This window comes from Candidatus Symbiobacter mobilis CR, assembly GCF_000477435.1.
Lineage (GTDB): Bacteria > Pseudomonadota > Gammaproteobacteria > Burkholderiales > Burkholderiaceae_C > Rhodoferax > Rhodoferax mobilis.
In genome coordinates, this window is the sequence record NC_022576.1 from 70,631 (window position 1) to 85,492 (window position 14,862).

The following is a 14,862-nucleotide window of genomic DNA, read 5'->3' on the forward strand; positions in this document are numbered from 1 at the left end:
AAACAGCGGGCCAAAGTAGCGGGACAAAGCTGCGGGACAAAGCTGCGGGACAAAGCACGGAAATCGTGCGGGTGCGCAGGGCACAGCAGAGACACCCAAGCTGGCGGGGAACCCCTATGCGGTCGGGCTACGGCGGGAACGACGGTCGGCCAAAACGATAGAACCGTCTTGGCGAGTCTGCAAGAACCCGCTTTCCTCGAAGTCTTTCATGACGCGGCTGACGGTTTCCCGCGTCGCGCCGACCATCTTGGCAATGTCTTGCCGGTGGAGTTTGCCGCGTAGCACGCGCACGGGGCCTGCTTCGGTCACTTCGGTGGTGGCAGCGTTTTCCAGGACGGATGCGACCCGGTCGTAGACGTCCATCAGCGCGAGGGAACGGATCTGCTCGTCGGCCTTGCGCAAGCGCTTGGCCAGCCCTTGGATCACCGCGATGGAAATGGCCCGGTTGTCTTCGAGGCAGCTCTGGAATTCGGCGCGGCCCAGCATCAACAGGTCAGCCTGGGTTTCCGCGATGACGTTTGCCGAATGCGCGTAGCCGTCGATCAGACTTAGCTCGCCCACATAGTCCCCTGGGCCAAGGGAAGCGAGGATGACTTCCTTGCCGCGCTCGTCGGTCATGACCACCCTGGCCCTCCCAATGAGGATGACGAACAGCGAGTTGCTGGTTTTGCCTTGTTCGACGATGACATCCCCGCGCTTGACGCGCAGTTTCTGCACCGAGGAGCCCAACCTCGCCATTTGGGCAGGGGTCAGTGACGAAAAAATGGGCACCCTGCATAGCAAATCCAGATTACTCAACGCTGCCATCGTTCCACTCCATCCTTCGGCTGCAATCACCATGTAGCCCTAAGGCTACAAGGCGCGGAAATGGGCCTGTGCGATGGGTAGTGGCGCATAGTCAGGCTGGGTGTGACGATTCCCACCCCACTGCAATGCACGCCTACACTTCTTCATGCCATTTTTCCAGGGAGCCGAGTAACAAAATGTCAAGCATACGTCATAGCAAAGTATTGATCGTGGGCTCCGGCCCGGCGGGGTATACCGCTGCTTTGTATACCGCACGGGCGAATCTGCACCCACTGTTGCTGACAGGCATTGCCCAGGGCGGGCAGCTCATGACGACGACGGAGGTGGACAACTGGCCGGCAGACGTGCAAGGCGTGCAAGGCGCGGATTTGATGCAACGGTTTCAAGAGCACGCATTGCGCTTTGGCACGGAGATCGTCTCCGATCAGGTCGTTCGCGTCGATCTGTCGAGCAGGCCCTTCGTACTGGAAGGGGAGGGCACGCAGTACCGCTGCGATGCGCTGATCGTCGCGACGGGAGCGAGTGCGCGTTATCTGGGGTTGCCTACCGAGCAGGCATTTCTGGGCAGGGGGGTTTCCGGTTGCGCCACGTGCGATGGTTTTTTCTACCGCAACGAAGTGTGTTGTGTCGTAGGCGGCGGCAATACGGCGCTGGAGGAAGCGCTGTACCTTTCCAACATCGCCCGCAAGGTGTACCTGATTCATCGGCGCGATCAGTTCCGCGCCGAAGCTGTCATGGTTGACCGGCTCATGGCAAAGGTGGCCGCAGGTGCTATCGAGTTGCGTACGCACTGCATGGTCGAGGAGGTGCTGGGCGACGCCACCGGCGTGACCGGGATACGTTTGCGCAACGTGCAGACGCAGACGCTGGAGGATTTGGCGCTCAAAGGCTGCTTCATTGCCATTGGCCACAGCCCGAATACCGGGTTGTTCGCAGGGCAATTGGAGATGCGCGACGGGTACATCGTCACAAAAATGGGCACGGACGGATTCGCGACGCAAACCAGTATTCCCGGCGTTTTTGCCGCCGGGGATGTGCAAGACCATGTGTACAGGCAAGCCATCACCAGCGCGGGAACGGGGTGCATGGCGGCGCTGGATGCGCAGCGGTTTTTGGAGCAGTCGTAGTGGCGTCTTTGCGTCTCGACCCTCTGCCACGGTCGATAGAATCTCTGGTTCCCTTGGGCGCAGTGCCCTGTGGGCATAGGGTTACCGCCACCCTGAACTGGCGAGGTGAGGTTCCCGGCGACTGCCGGAACTGTGCTTGGGAGTGTGCAGATGGCACGCAAGTGTGAAGTAACGGGAAAAGGGCCTTTGGTGGGCAACCATGTTTCCCATGCCAACAACAAAACCAAAAGGCGCTATTTGCCAAATTTGCAATACCGCCGTTTTTGGGTCGAGTCTGAAAACCGGTGGATTCGGCTACGGATCAGCAACGCAGGTTTGCGTCTGATCGACAAAAATGGTATCGATGCAGTGCTGGCAGATATGCGGGCACGCGGCCAATTACGCTAACGACGGGGAACAACCATGGCAACCAAAGGCGGACGCGAAAAAATCAAACTGGTTTCCTCGGAAGGTACCGGGCATTTCTACACAACTAGCAAAAACAAGAAGAGCACTCCGGGTAAGCTCTCCTTCAAGAAATACGACCCCAAAAAGCGCAAGCACGTGGTGTACAACGAAGCCAAGATCAAATAATCTGATTTATCTTTTATTCTTCGTGGTTTTTTCGTGAAGTATTGTTAGGGCATTTCGCAAATTTTGCGAACTCCTTACCCAGCCTGGGCAGCATTTTTTTGTTGCCCAGGCTTTTTTTTGGAAGAAATCCTGGTTGGGGTAGCACGGATCGTCCCACCCCAGTGGTTCCGCTGGCTACAGCGAATGTGGGAAAGGGGAGGGGAACGATTTATTGCTGGAAATTCCCCCGGCCATTCCCGCGTACAGGGGAAACGGTCAGTGGGATGGGCGCTACTGTCTGGACTGTGCCGCGATGTTCCAGCGCGCGCCTGCCTTGTGTCGAAGCGGGTTTCGTCAACGCGGGTCTCGTTGATGCAGGTTTATTGCCCACGTTGAAAAAGTCGACACTCTGCTGCAGCATCTTGGCTTGGGTCGATAGTTCCTCGCTGGTCGCGGCAAGTTGGTCGGCAGCCGAAGCGTTTTGTTGGGTGGTCTTGGAGAGATACCCGATTGCGCCGCTGATTTGCATCACTGATTCGCTTTGCTCTGCGCTGGCGGTAGAGATGTCTTGCACCAAGCCCGAAGTCTTGTGAATGCTGGGGACGATTTCGTCGAGCAATCGCCCAGCCCGCTCGGCGGTGGAAACGCTATGGAACGCGAGATCGCCAATTTCCTTGGCCGCACTTTGGCTTCGCTCGGCAAGTTTGCGTACCTCCGCCGCAACGACAGCAAAGCCCTTGCCTTGCTCACCAGCACGTGCTGCTTCAATGGCCGCATTGAGTGCGAGCAGGTTGGTCTGGTAGGCAATGTCGTCGACGATACCGATCTTGGCAGCGATTTGCTGCATGGCTTCCACGGTTTGGCGAACTGCATTGCCGCCCTCGCTGGCCTCGGAACTGGCCTTCGCTGCCATACCGTCGGTAACTTTGGCGTTTTCGCTGTTTTGCTCGATCGAAGTCGACATTGCCTTGATTTGGGCGCTGGTCTTTTCCACGCTGACAGCCTGCTCACTGGCAGCTTGCGACAGCGACTGTGCAGTACCGCTGACTTGCCCTGCCGCGCCGAGCAAGGCATCCGCTGCGGCGCGTACCTCGGAGAGCACGCGGGAGAGGTTTTCGGCGGTAGCGTTGGCGTTGTCGCATACTTTGCCAAACAGGCCCTGGTAGTCGCGTTGGATGCGATACGTCAAATCCCCGTTGGCAAATGCGGTCAGCAAGTCAGCCACATCATTCAAACCTTGCTCGCTGGTATCCATCACCCGGTTCATGGCTGTGGAAAGCGTGGCAAAGAATCCAGTTTTGCCATCCACGCTCAGGCGTCCGCTGAAGTCTCCACTGCCTGCTGCCTCGACTACGGAAGCGACTTCGGTTTCAATACCAATCTCCGCAGTGCGATCAAACCACTCCATCACCGTGCCGATGCGCGAACCAGTGGCATCGACGATCGGGTTGGCCAACATGGTGAAGTGCAGGGTACCTACCTGAAACTGGGCACGGTGGTTGGTGCGCAATGTGGCGAGCAAATTGTGCTGGTGCGATGGGTGCTTGTGGAATTGGTCGATATTTTTGCCAATCATGTCACGGGCGGAAAACTGTGGAATGACTTTGCGCAATTCGCTTTCATTGCGTTGCATCATGGTCAGGATGGCATCGTTCATATAGAGGATGTCGTTGTTGATGTCGGCAATCATCACGTTGGTGCTGGCCTTGTTGAGTGCCTGCACTACGCGTTGGTTGGCGATTGCTGCCCGAACACTTTGTTCCAGCGAAGATTTGACAGCGTCCAGGCGCTTCTTGAATACTGCCCTGTCGCCGGGTTGTTCCGGCAGCGACTGTGAAAAGTCTTGTTGCGCGTATGCGCCTACAAGGGCCGTAATTTCCTGTAAGCCCTGGTTTTGTGCAACCACCAGTGCATTGACCTCTTCGGCCAGAATGGCAAAGTCTCCGGGCAAATCGTGCATGGCGATGCGTGCTGCAAGATGGCCCTTCTGCTGTTCCGCAGCGAGATTGCGGATACTGCTCGTGACAAATTGCACCCTGTGGCTGAGCGAGCGTACGGATGCCAGCAAACTACTGGTATCGCCAGCCCGCAGAGGAATTTCATGGCTGAGTTCTCCATGGGCAATGCGGCTCACGGCATTGGCAACTTCCACTGGCTCGGCACCGAGGCGAGCGAGGAAATACCGCGCAAAACCAATCATCGCCCACAGAGCAATCGTCACGTTCAGCACTGCGCATGCAATCAGGGTGGCATACCAGTTGTCTTTGCTGGCGCTGGCATCTGCTACCGCGCTGTGCGTGCGGGTGTCTACGAGCACCAAAAATTCGTCCACCGGCTTCATAATTTTTGCCTTGAACTGGTGGTAGTTTTTGTCGTGCATCATGGCTTGGGCACGTGGAAGGTCGGGGGCGCCCTGCAAGGTAAACCCACCTTTGCCGTCAGCAAACTGGCCTTTCACCAGATTCATCGCTACGGTTTCCGTATTCACCAAGTCGTCTGAATTCGCCTGCGCTTCCTTGAGCTTGGCGAATTCCTCATCGGTGAAACCGGCATGTTTCATCAATTCTTGCAGTGGAATCGCTGCGCCGGTACCGCGCCCGGGGTCTATTCCCACAGCACGGAAATCCCAATAGATTTTTTCATATTGGTTGGGTCTGGGCTTCTTGCCGTTCCGAATATCCAGGATTTCAAAATACTGTTTTTCCCACTCCGGGTCACCGGACACCACATAGGTTCTGGCCAGGCGTGTCAGGTCGTCGGAGCTTTGGCGTAGCTCGTCGGCGAGGAGATATGAGGTATAGCGCACCTGATTCACCATTGCCACGGCGTCATTGGCTACTCCCAATTTGTACAAAGATATCCCCAGAAGAACTGCACCAATGGATAAAGCAGCCAACGCCACCATCAGAAATTGCCTCGTCGTTTTCATGAAATATATCTCCAAAAAAGTAATAGGAATCGATTCTACATAACTATTCAAGAAGGGGCATTCTCGATAGGTTATTGTTACGAAGTAGTTAAAAAGCCTGGTCACAGCATATAGTCAAGATATACATAAAGATATATATTTCATAGTGGTAGTCATTGCTCATCCCAATAAATACGTTTGTGGCATCAGCGCAAGTCCGAAGGCACCGTCTGCGACAGTGATGGTCACGGTCATGCTACTTGGAATCGCAGAATTTCCTCATGCAACTTGTCCGCTTGCACTTTCAACGTGGATGCGGATGCTGTAGTCTCTTCGGCCAGTGCTGCATTTTGTTGCGTTGCCCGATCCAATTCCTGGATCGACTGCCCAACTTGATCGATACCTTGGGTCTGTTCCTGCGATGCAGCAGAAATTTTGGCTAGAAGCGTATGGACTTGTTTGGCACTACTGACGACATCACGCATGATATTTCCGGCAACTTGGACGACATCCGTACCCGATCCAATTTTTTCCACGCTTTCTGAAATCAATACCTTGATTTCTTTGGCTGCATTGGCACTTCGCTGGGCCAGGCTTCGCACTTCGCTTGCCACTACGGCAAACCCCCGCCCTTGTTCACCTGCTCTTGCAGCTTCGACTGCCGCATTGAGTGCCAAAATGTTCGTTTGAAACGCAATGCTGTCAATGACACCGATGATGTCATTGATTTTGGACGATGAAGTGTGAATGTCTTGCATGGTAGTGACCACGTTAGCGATAGTCATCCCTGCGCGGTCAGCGATATTTGCGTTTTGGGCCGAGCACTCGGAGGCTTTTTGCGTCAAATCCGCCGCATGTCCGACAGTCGACAAAATCTGCTCCATGGCGCTGGATTGTTCTTCCAGTGCCGCAGCCGACGATTCGGTTCGACCCGAAAGATCCTGGCTGGCAGCAGCAATTTCATCACTGGCCGTTTGCAGGTCACGAGCATCACCACGAATACTGATAATCAAATCATGAAGTGAATCATGGGTTATTGCCAGTTGTACAATCAATTCAGCCAATTCGTCTTTGGCCCAAGGCATCTGCGGCTTTGCACGAAGATCGCCATGGGCGATTCGATGCAAATGGCTACCGACTTGGGATAAACCTTGGTGCATGACCCTATAAAACGCCAACAACAAATACAAGGCCAATACGATTGCGATGACGATCAAGGCCAAGCTCACCCACAAAACCTTGGCCATCCGTTCTTCACGCATGGCCAGTAATTCATCCAAGGCCGTGAGCGTCGCTGGGTACACAGATTGGGCTGCTGCAATGGCATCCTTGCCTGAAGCGTAAAAAGTCCCAGCAGTCTGGCCCGATGCAATCCTCTGACTAATATCCCCGGCCAGCTCACGAAAGCGCAATGCTTGATCGATACCTTCCACAGGAACTTTGGATGCCAAGGATGCGGTATATCGAATAGCCTTTGCAAAATGGTCCTTGGTGTCTTGAAGCTCCATGGCAGCGCCTGCGTCCAAGATTGCATAACGCTTTGCTTCGACGGTGTTCAAAGCACCTTTTTGTAAGGCGTACGTTCCCCATTCCCATAACTGTCCAAGGTTTGCCAACGCCCTTGGCAGGGTAATGACCAGCCCGTTCATCAAATAGAATGAATCCATGTCTGGATCCAGCACAAGATTGGAGTTATCTCCAATCTTGTGGATTAAGGCATCCGCAGCGTTGGTCACGGCGTCGAATGCTGTGCTCCCTGTCGCATCTGTACTGTTACCGCTGTCGGCAGTCGCAGCAAACGCTTGTTGTAGTAGGAGGACGTCTGCGGCGATGCCCAAGGGATCACCATCGAAATGGGCTTCCTGCTCCAAAAGCAGCAGCGCGGAATCGACGCGCCGACGAGCAGTTTGGAGATCACTGGATGTATCCAAATGACCACCCATCCCAGCGCGGGCAGCATTGCGCATATCCAGCACACCATGTATTACCGGGTAGAACATGGACAGGACTCGCACGCCATGCCGTTCCTTGACGACGAAGTCGATTTGACTCTGCTGTGCCCAGTACAAATTCAACAGCATAAAGGCCATCGGCACCAAAAATACCAAGCAGATGAGGGTAGCCTTGGCGGGGAACAGCATTCGGCCCAGTAGCAGCATGGCAGGCGCCATCCATCCTTGAGGTCGATGATTGATGACCATAGTGTTGTCCATGGGTAGACCGCGCATGAATGGCTCCTTGACTCGTGAAAATTGCGATAGAGATATTGTTCCAATAACTGCCATGACTTTGCACAGACGCCCTGAATCAGGAAAGTCGTGGCAGTTTCCCTCACCCCCCATCCCCTTTCCCGTTTGGCGAGGGGAGCCTCGATAAGCCGCTTCGCGACTTTCACGTTGAGAAAATGGACCGGGATTATCCGTTGATATGCCATGGGAACGATGATAAAAGCGTTATCGATCAGGATCGTCAGCGTATGCTTGGTTTGCGTTGACTTCGGAGGAAAAGGCTATCCAATCTGGTGTTGTCAAATCCGGCTTCGTCCTGTATCGTGGTCAAGCACATTGGAACGACTCCACCAATTGCACTAGCTCGTTCGCTTGTTCCCGAAGATTGCTGGTAGCCGCCGTCATTTCCTCAACGAGCGCTGCATTATGCTGAGTAAGCTGATCCATGGAAGCGACGGCTTCACCGACTTGCGCGACGCCCGTAGCCTGCTCATGGCTAGCCGTGCTGATTTCTTCCACAATGTCCGTAACCCGTCGAATGGATGCGACGACTTCGTTCATGGTTTCACCAGCACGGTTTGCGAGCGTCGTTCCTTTTTCTACATGCTCGACACTGGCATTGATCAATTGCTTGATCTCTCCGGCAGCCTGTGCGCTGCGTCCAGCCAGGCTGCGAACCTCGGCTGCCACCACCGCAAAGCCACGGCCTTGTTCACCGGCACGCGCGGCCTCGACTGCGGCATTCAAAGCCAGGATGTTGGTCTGAAATGCTATACCGTCAATGACGCCGATGATCTCGGATATTTTTCGACTAGATTCATGAATGCTATGCATGGTTTGAACGACTAGGTTGACGACCTCTCCTCCCTGCGTTGCCACGTTCGATGCATTCTTGGCCAACTGATCGGCGGTATGGGCCGAATCCGCGTTGTGTTTCACGGTCGAAGCAAGCTCGTCCGAAGATGCTGCCGTTTCTTCCAATGCACTGGCATGGTGCTCCGTGCGAGAAGACAGATCCTGTGTACCTTGGGCAATTTCGGTGCATGCCGTGGCCACGCCTTCGGCTTTTTGGCGGACTAACGTAACGAGTTTGATCAAGTTGCGCTGCATAGTCTGGAGTGAAGCAAGCAACAGCCCCGTTTCATCGGCATTTCTGACAGCAATAGCGGTCGTCAAATCGCCGTTGGCCACTCGATCCGCCACGTCTACAGCTTCAGTGATTGGCTGGGTGATCCGGCGGCTCAACGCAATGGCAGCTACAAAAGAGATGCCTGATACCAAGAGCATGACCAATATCGAAAGTTTGGTTGCTACCTGCGCATCGGTAATTGCTGCATTCGTCACTTGCTGTTCGGTGATGGACAATGTTTCACGGAGTTTGGAGAGCGTTTGCGCCGCAGCCCGATCTTTGCCCTTGGCTGCGGTATCTCCTGTGGCAGCGTCGAATCCAGCGGACTGGAAAGTCTCGAATGCTGTTCTATAGCCTTCTTGGGCAGAAGCCATTTCCCGGGAAAGTTCGTTCACGAGATCGTGAACGACTGTATCGTCCTTGACATGTTGTTCCATTTCCTGGATCAGTTTGGTTACTTCTTTCATTTCATGGATATGCGCGCCCCAATACTTTTCCATCTCCTTGGGATTTTTCCCACGAAGCAAGACGTTTTTCCATTCTTGGATCGCCGTGGAAAAATTGGTTGCGATTTGTGAACCTAACTTATACATTGCAACATGGTGCAGAACGTCGTATTGAAATATGTTCAGGGCGAGGTTTAGCCTGTAGATTCCAAACACACTAGGGTCTGCTCCCCCCTGTACAGGCGCACGGTATTGCGCCCTGCTTCCTTTGCTTCGTACATGGCTAAATCTGCATGTTTGAGAATATCTTCAATGCTTGACTCATGGTGCAAAAATACGGTCAATCCTATACTGGCCGTGCAATGATGTTCCACCGTTTCATGGGCGGCAACCATCAGGCGGTAGGGCAGCGACAGGGTTGATCTGATTTTTTTGGCAATACCCAGGGCTTGCGACGAGGAACTGTCCTTGGCCCTATCCAGTTCATTCAGCATCACAACAAACTCGTCGCCACCCAGACGGGAAACTGTATCCATTTTGCGAACACAATCGGTCAAGCGTCGCGCCACTTCGACCAACAGCAAATCACCAACAGCATGACCATGCTGGTCGTTGAGCGGTTTGAAATTGTCCAGGTCGATAAACATCAATGCGCCACAGTAACCTGTTCGTTCGCTGGCCGCAAGACATTGACTCAAGCGATCAGCCAGCAAGCGCCGGTTAGGCAGCCCGGTCAATGAATCGTAAAACGCCAATTGACAGATCTGATCTTCCAGGTGTTTGCGTTCAGTGATGTCCTGAACGGTGCCTTGAACTTTGACAATCCGTCCCTCGTCATCACGAACCACTTGCCCCAGACCATGCACCCAGCGTTCAACTCGGTCGTTGTGGCGAATGATGCGAAAGACCCTGTCAAAGGCCTCGCCATTTTGCAAAGTGGCGTTGGCCAACTGTTTGCGCAAAGGTTTTCTGTCTTTGGGATGGATCAAGCTGATCCACGTGGTGCTGTCTTGCACGTGGCCATTGTCAAGTCCCAACAGTTCATTCAGTACTTCGGAATGGTTCCATACGCCCTCCATGACATCGAAAACATAGCTGCCGATCCTGGCGATCTGCTGTGCCTGCCTGAGTGAGCGTTCGCTTTCCATCAGTTCACGGGTTCGCACATCCACCTTGTGCTCCAGCAACTCGTAAGATTCATGCAGTTTGGTGGCCATCCGGTTGAATTCATGGGCCAGGTTTTCTAGTTCGTCACCGGTACTCACCACGATGGGCTGGTCAAACACCCCTTGTCCGATCAATTTGGCACCCTCGCTGAGACTGTGAATCGGAACCATCATTTTGCGTACCAATCCCAGTCCTACAAGAACCGAGATGACAATTCCGATCAAAACCATGAGGGCACCGCGTTTGGCTTGTGCATAAAGGGGTTCATAGGCTTCCGAACGCGCCTGTTCAACAAAAACAAGCCATTTGAGGTAAGGTATGGTGCCATAGGATGTCAAAACTGGCAAGCCATTGACGGAATCAAGGTCTGTGGTTTCAAGGGAGGAAAGCTCTTTTCCTTGAAGGGCTGCCTGGATTTGTGGATGCTGTGAAAGATTGACATGCTGCAATACCAGCCCGATATTGGGGTGTGCAATCAGATAACCTTGCGCATCCACGGCGTAGGCGTGTCCAGACTTGCCCACCTTGATTTGCGTAATGCCATCGAGCAAAAATTCCAAATCAATTTCGACGATGGTGATGCCCGCCGATGGAGGCCCAACGGACATGGCGACCGTCATGTACAGCGCACCTTCGCGCAGATAGACCGGACTGCGGTAGGGCCGTCCGGTTTGAACCTGCCCCCACCATGACGCACGGGAATAATCCCGCCCACTGCCCAGCACGGGCTGCCCACGGCGCGATACGCTCAATACCTCATGGCCATTGAAGTCAACCAGGCTGATGGTCTTGAATGCCGCACGCCGACGGAGTAGCACAACCTCCACTTTGCGTTGCTCCAGAGGTGTGAGTCCTTTGGGGGGGTCAGTGAAGTTGGCCATGTCCTCTTCAAGGTGAATGAGGTACTGGCCTACACGCTGGGCAGCCGCTTGCGCCTTTTCCTTTTGCAACAGGATCAATGCCTGTTTGCTTTCCTGATACGAAAACCAAATCTGAACCAGACCACTGGCCAGCAATGAAACACCCACCAGCACACTGAGCGTCAGTGCATATTTCGTGAACAGCCGACTAACCATCACAGAGGCGTTGCAGCCAGTTATGAATCAGTAAAACGGTTGGTCGTTGGGTCGATCAAAAAGGTCCACCATGGCTGCGCTCATCGGAAAGGCATAGTTCACGCTTTTTGGGGGTATGGGTGACATCAGCCATTTTTGGTAGATGGCTTTGGCTTCACCGGATTTCATGATCCGCGTAATTTCCTGATCGACCACTTTTTTGAAGGCATTGTCACCACGCTGCATGAAACAGGCATAGGCTTCAAACGATGGCGGTGTACCGGTTACCACCCAGTCATCCGGTTTCCACGTTTGATGTACAGCGTTGAAGAGCAATACATCGTCCATCATGTAGGCGTCGGCATGGCCAGCCTGTAAAACAAGAAAGGGGGAGCTGTTGCGGTCAAATGTGGAAACGATGTTGATTCGCATGTTGCGCTCATCGTTCATCTTGCGCAACATCTTTTCGGAGGTTGAAGCAGCAAAAGTCACCACGGTTCTTCCGGTCAGATCAGAATAATCCTTGATGCCGGAATCTTTGCGCGTCATCAATTTGGCGCCCGCCACAAAAATGGTGTTGGAAAAGGTTACCAGATTTTCACGCTCTCTGGTGTGGGTTGTAGCCCCGCAGATGATGTCGATGATTTTGTTTTGTACCATCGGGAAACGGTTTTGCGTGGTGAAAGCCATGGGCTTGACGTTCAGTGCGGGAAGTTTGAGTTCACGCTTGATGGCATCGGCAATTTTCAAGGCAAAATCATACGAATAGCCCAAAGGTTTGCCCTCATCCACACTGTAGGTAAAGGGTGACGTTGATTCGTGGTAACCCACAACGATAGTTCGGGTTTGAGCGATTTTGCCTAAAGTCCCTGTGAACTCTTGCGCATGAGCACAGACGGCCCCGGCAAGCAACAAGGGTGCCCACAGAAGACGGCAGACAGGGTAAGGGGTTACGTCCATGATGTTCCTTTTTTGATGGTTATTGCCTTTGTCGATCACGCCGACAGTGCCGCTTTCGGAAGTAACCGTTTAGCCACACCACCCTCAACTCCCCAAGAGGGCACCATCTTGCCCAAGCAAGTGCTCTGGGATAGCCGGTACAGCCGGTGCAGGCGGACCTTGCCTTGCAGCATGTATCGCATCGGCCAGCAACGTTATCACATCAGCTCCTCGTAGCCTGCATGTGTCGATCACACTGGCCAGCCGTGCGACAGCAAATCAGAGAAGGGCGATACCAGCCGCAGGCCGTGCGCAGGGTAGACAGCGCGGGTGATGCAATCGATCACGCGGTATCTGGAAACCATTCTCCAACTCCAGGTCAATCTTGCCCAAAGCAAGATGGCACCGATGAGTGAATGCGCCTTTTTGGGCTTCACGATCAAGGGCAAGAAGATACGCTGTTTGGAATTGAGGTCACGATATAGGCGTTATCGATATGAAAAGCATTTATTTCAAAATATTTAGGGCCAGTCATTGAAACGCATTTTATTAAATCCTGTAACGGTAATTTGGAAATCATCACTGTTATAGTATCGAAATGTGTTGATATAATGATTTATGTAAAAAATGAGGAATGAGTTATAATTTGATATTATGTTTGACTCCGTCATTTTTTAATTCTATTATATAATAATATTTCTTAAAAATTCAACAGGCACTTGTTGTTCATAGGTTTTCTTTCACAACCTGCTCGACATAAACCAGTGGCCCTAACGTCGAAATTTAGCGGTGAGCAAAGCGAATCCGCTGCAATGCTATATTAGACACTGGTGGTGAACTGGCAGGGGCAGAAATTATTTTCCATCCCTCGGCCTCGTGCTGTTTCTGACGGGACTGAAGATCGGAGAAAATTCGATCTAAATCAAAATCAAAACTGGCAGCGTGTTGCTCACGAATCAATCGTACTTCGCGAATAATACTATTACTCATTTTCTTCTCCTAAGAGTTCGTCAGGTGTACAAATAAAAGGCAGAAACAATCCCTTCCGCTGAAAATGTTCAGCGATTCGTGCCTGAATTTCGGGGTTGGCAATATGCCGACAATTCCAGGTCAGTAGATAATCCACGAAATGAACAGTGGCAATTGAAATATGCATGGCATCCTCACTCGCCTTTGTTGGGACGATTCCAGCAATAACCAGTTCCTTCGCCAGTTCAACACTGCGAGTTGTTATATCGAGCAGCGGTATCGTCAAGAGCGCTTCAATGCGTTTGGTTGCTGCAAAGGAATCTCCCGCACTGCATTCAGTGACAACAAGTTCCGATGCGACCAGATCGAATTCACTACGCCGATCCCAAAATAAATAGGTACTTTGCTGATGCCCCGCTTCGATAACATTCTTGCTGGGCCGAGCCGTCAGGTAACTGATGACGGACGTTTCGATGTACACCTTACGTTTCATCATTTCTCATGCCTAACATCAATTCAACTGCACAGCGGTGCAGTCTAGCTTAAAAAATGCCGTGTAATATGCATTTTTCTGAAGTCATGAATGCGCTCACTTCCCAACCGCCTCGCCTCCTTGACCAAAGTCGGGAGGCGGTTCGTTTGCGGCATTACAGTTTACGTACCGGGCAAGCATACATCCATTGGACAAAACGCTTCATTCTTTTGCATGGAAAGCGCCATCCTCGTGAACTGGGACCCAAAGATGTGGAGACATTATTGACCTTCTTGTGGGGACACCAGAACAGCCATAAGCGATCCACGGCCTACGCTGCCTACGCCACTCACCCCCCCAAATACGCCCGCTGCACTGCGGGATCGTGCAGCAATTCCTGGGCTGTGCCTGTCAGGGGCAATTTGCCGCATTCCATGACATAGCCCCGGTCGGCGATCGACAGGGCGCGGCGGGCGTTTTGTTCGACGAGCAGGATCGTTGCGGGCTTGGCGTGCAGCTCGCGCAACACCTCGAACATCGTGTCGGCCATGCGGGGAGACAGCCCCATCGAAGGCTCATCCAGCAGCAGCACTTGCGGGCGCGCCATCAGGGCGCGGCCTACGGCGAGCATCTGGCGCTCGCCGCCACTGAGCGTACCGGCCAGTTGGCGTGCGCGTTCCCGCAGAAGAGGGAAGGTGTGGAAGACTTGGTCGATGTCGCCTTCGACGCCGTCGTCATTGCGGGTATAGGCGCCGAGGTAGAGGTTTTCGAGCACGGTCATGCGGGTGAAAACGCCGCGCCCTTCAGGCACCAGCGCCAGCCCTTCGCGAATCAGCTCCCAGGGGGCAAAGTCGCGCAGGCTGCGCCCCCGGTATAGCAATTCCCCCGCGCTGATGGGCAATTGCCCTGTGAGTGCGCGCATGACCGTGCTTTTGCCCGCGCCGTTCGCGCCGATCAGGCAGACCAGTTCCCCGGCCTGCACGGTGAAATCGATGCCATGGACGACGGGCGTGGCGCCATAGCCAATATGCAGGCTGCGGGCTTCGAGCATGGGGATGTCCAT

General features: G+C 53.4%; 13 protein-coding genes. 4 read left to right on the forward strand and 9 right to left on the reverse strand.

All coding sequences use genetic code 11. The features are described from left to right. Positions 1-114 precede the first annotated feature (114 nt). Complete coding sequence (locus CENROD_RS00340; RefSeq protein ID WP_041193659.1) at positions 115-807, reverse strand: Crp/Fnr family transcriptional regulator; 693 nt, start codon at positions 805-807, stop codon at positions 115-117. 176 nt (positions 808-983) lie between these two features. On the opposite strand from CENROD_RS00340, the gene trxB reads away from it, so the two are divergent. The 3 genes from trxB to rpmG all read left to right on the forward strand — a co-directional run bounded on the left by trxB (position 984) and on the right by rpmG (position 2,507). After that, complete coding sequence (gene trxB / locus CENROD_RS00345; RefSeq protein WP_022771049.1) at positions 984-1,934, forward strand: thioredoxin-disulfide reductase; 951 nt, start codon at positions 984-986, stop codon at positions 1,932-1,934. Positions 1,935-2,084: 150 nt separating this feature from the next. After that, entirely contained in the window at positions 2,085-2,321 is a 237-nt protein-coding gene (gene rpmB / locus CENROD_RS00350) for a 50S ribosomal protein L28 (protein ID WP_022771050.1), read from the forward strand. 15 nt (positions 2,322-2,336) lie between these two features. Beyond that, entirely contained in the window at positions 2,337-2,507 is a 171-nt protein-coding gene (gene rpmG, locus CENROD_RS00355; protein WP_022771051.1) for a 50S ribosomal protein L33, read from the forward strand. A 208-nt stretch (positions 2,508-2,715) separates the two neighbouring features. On the opposite strand, the gene CENROD_RS14175 is transcribed toward rpmG, so the two are convergent. The 7 genes from CENROD_RS14175 to CENROD_RS00390 all read right to left on the reverse strand — a co-directional run bounded on the left by CENROD_RS14175 (position 2,716) and on the right by CENROD_RS00390 (position 13,823). Beyond that, the gene (locus CENROD_RS14175) at positions 2,716-5,415 is read right to left on the reverse strand and encodes a methyl-accepting chemotaxis protein (RefSeq protein WP_022771052.1); all 2,700 of its coding nucleotides are present in this window, start codon (positions 5,413-5,415) and stop codon (positions 2,716-2,718) included. Between the two features lie 230 nt (positions 5,416-5,645). After that, the gene (locus CENROD_RS12220) at positions 5,646-7,622 is read right to left on the reverse strand and encodes a methyl-accepting chemotaxis protein (RefSeq protein ID WP_187292312.1); all 1,977 of its coding nucleotides are present in this window, start codon (positions 7,620-7,622) and stop codon (positions 5,646-5,648) included. Between the two features lie 327 nt (positions 7,623-7,949). After that, on the reverse strand, positions 7,950-9,413 hold the full coding sequence (locus tag CENROD_RS14440) for a methyl-accepting chemotaxis protein (RefSeq protein ID WP_274518145.1): 1,464 nt from the start codon (positions 9,411-9,413) through the stop codon (positions 7,950-7,952). Next, complete coding sequence (locus CENROD_RS12225) at positions 9,392-11,440, reverse strand: diguanylate cyclase domain-containing protein (RefSeq protein ID WP_022771055.1); 2,049 nt, start codon at positions 11,438-11,440, stop codon at positions 9,392-9,394. Before CENROD_RS12225 ends, CENROD_RS14440 begins: the two co-directional genes overlap by 22 nt. A gap of 27 nt (positions 11,441-11,467) precedes the next feature. Next, complete coding sequence (locus CENROD_RS00385; RefSeq protein ID WP_022771056.1) at positions 11,468-12,379, reverse strand: transporter substrate-binding domain-containing protein; 912 nt, start codon at positions 12,377-12,379, stop codon at positions 11,468-11,470. 762 nt (positions 12,380-13,141) lie between these two features. Then, positions 13,142-13,348 (reverse strand): hypothetical protein, encoded by a 207-nt coding sequence (locus CENROD_RS13400; RefSeq protein WP_022771060.1) that lies wholly within the window; start codon positions 13,346-13,348, stop codon positions 13,142-13,144. After that, on the reverse strand, positions 13,341-13,823 hold the full coding sequence (locus CENROD_RS00390) for a type II toxin-antitoxin system VapC family toxin (protein ID WP_202961163.1): 483 nt from the start codon (positions 13,821-13,823) through the stop codon (positions 13,341-13,343). Before CENROD_RS00390 ends, CENROD_RS13400 begins: the two co-directional genes overlap by 8 nt. Before the next feature lie 83 nt (positions 13,824-13,906). Here CENROD_RS00390 and CENROD_RS12865 point away from each other — a divergent pair, with 83 nt between their 5' ends. Next, positions 13,907-14,242: a phage integrase N-terminal SAM-like domain-containing protein gene (locus CENROD_RS12865; protein WP_081699767.1), complete on the forward strand. Its 336-nt coding sequence runs from the start codon at positions 13,907-13,909 to the stop codon at positions 14,240-14,242. On the opposite strand, the gene CENROD_RS00395 is transcribed toward CENROD_RS12865, so the two are convergent. Continuing rightward, positions 14,149-14,862, reverse strand: coding sequence for an ABC transporter ATP-binding protein (locus CENROD_RS00395; protein WP_041193143.1), 714 nt, complete (start codon positions 14,860-14,862; stop codon positions 14,149-14,151). The two genes, CENROD_RS12865 and CENROD_RS00395, sit on opposite strands and share 94 nt — an antisense overlap.

Coding starts and splice junctions, on each gene's coding strand:
- CENROD_RS00340 (WP_041193659.1), bottom strand. CDS start 807: ATGGCAGCGTTGAGTAATCTGGATTTGCTATGCAGGGTGCCCATTTTT.
- trxB (WP_022771049.1), top strand. CDS start 984: ATGTCAAGCATACGTCATAGCAAAGTATTGATCGTGGGCTCCGGCCCG.
- rpmB (WP_022771050.1), top strand. CDS start 2,085: ATGGCACGCAAGTGTGAAGTAACGGGAAAAGGGCCTTTGGTGGGCAAC.
- rpmG (WP_022771051.1), top strand. CDS start 2,337: ATGGCAACCAAAGGCGGACGCGAAAAAATCAAACTGGTTTCCTCGGAA.
- CENROD_RS14175 (WP_022771052.1), bottom strand. CDS start 5,415: ATGAAAACGACGAGGCAATTTCTGATGGTGGCGTTGGCTGCTTTATCC.
- CENROD_RS12220 (WP_187292312.1), bottom strand. CDS start 7,622: ATGCGCGGTCTACCCATGGACAACACTATGGTCATCAATCATCGACCT.
- CENROD_RS12225 (WP_022771055.1), bottom strand. CDS start 11,440: ATGGTTAGTCGGCTGTTCACGAAATATGCACTGACGCTCAGTGTGCTG.
- CENROD_RS00385 (WP_022771056.1), bottom strand. CDS start 12,379: ATGGACGTAACCCCTTACCCTGTCTGCCGTCTTCTGTGGGCACCCTTG.
- CENROD_RS13400 (WP_022771060.1), bottom strand. CDS start 13,348: ATGAGTAATAGTATTATTCGCGAAGTACGATTGATTCGTGAGCAACAC.
- CENROD_RS00390 (WP_202961163.1), bottom strand. CDS start 13,823: ATGATGAAACGTAAGGTGTACATCGAAACGTCCGTCATCAGTTACCTG.
- CENROD_RS12865 (WP_081699767.1), top strand. CDS start 13,907: ATGAATGCGCTCACTTCCCAACCGCCTCGCCTCCTTGACCAAAGTCGG.
- CENROD_RS00395 (WP_041193143.1), bottom strand. CDS start 14,862: ATGGACATCCCCATGCTCGAAGCCCGCAGCCTGCATATTGGCTATGGC.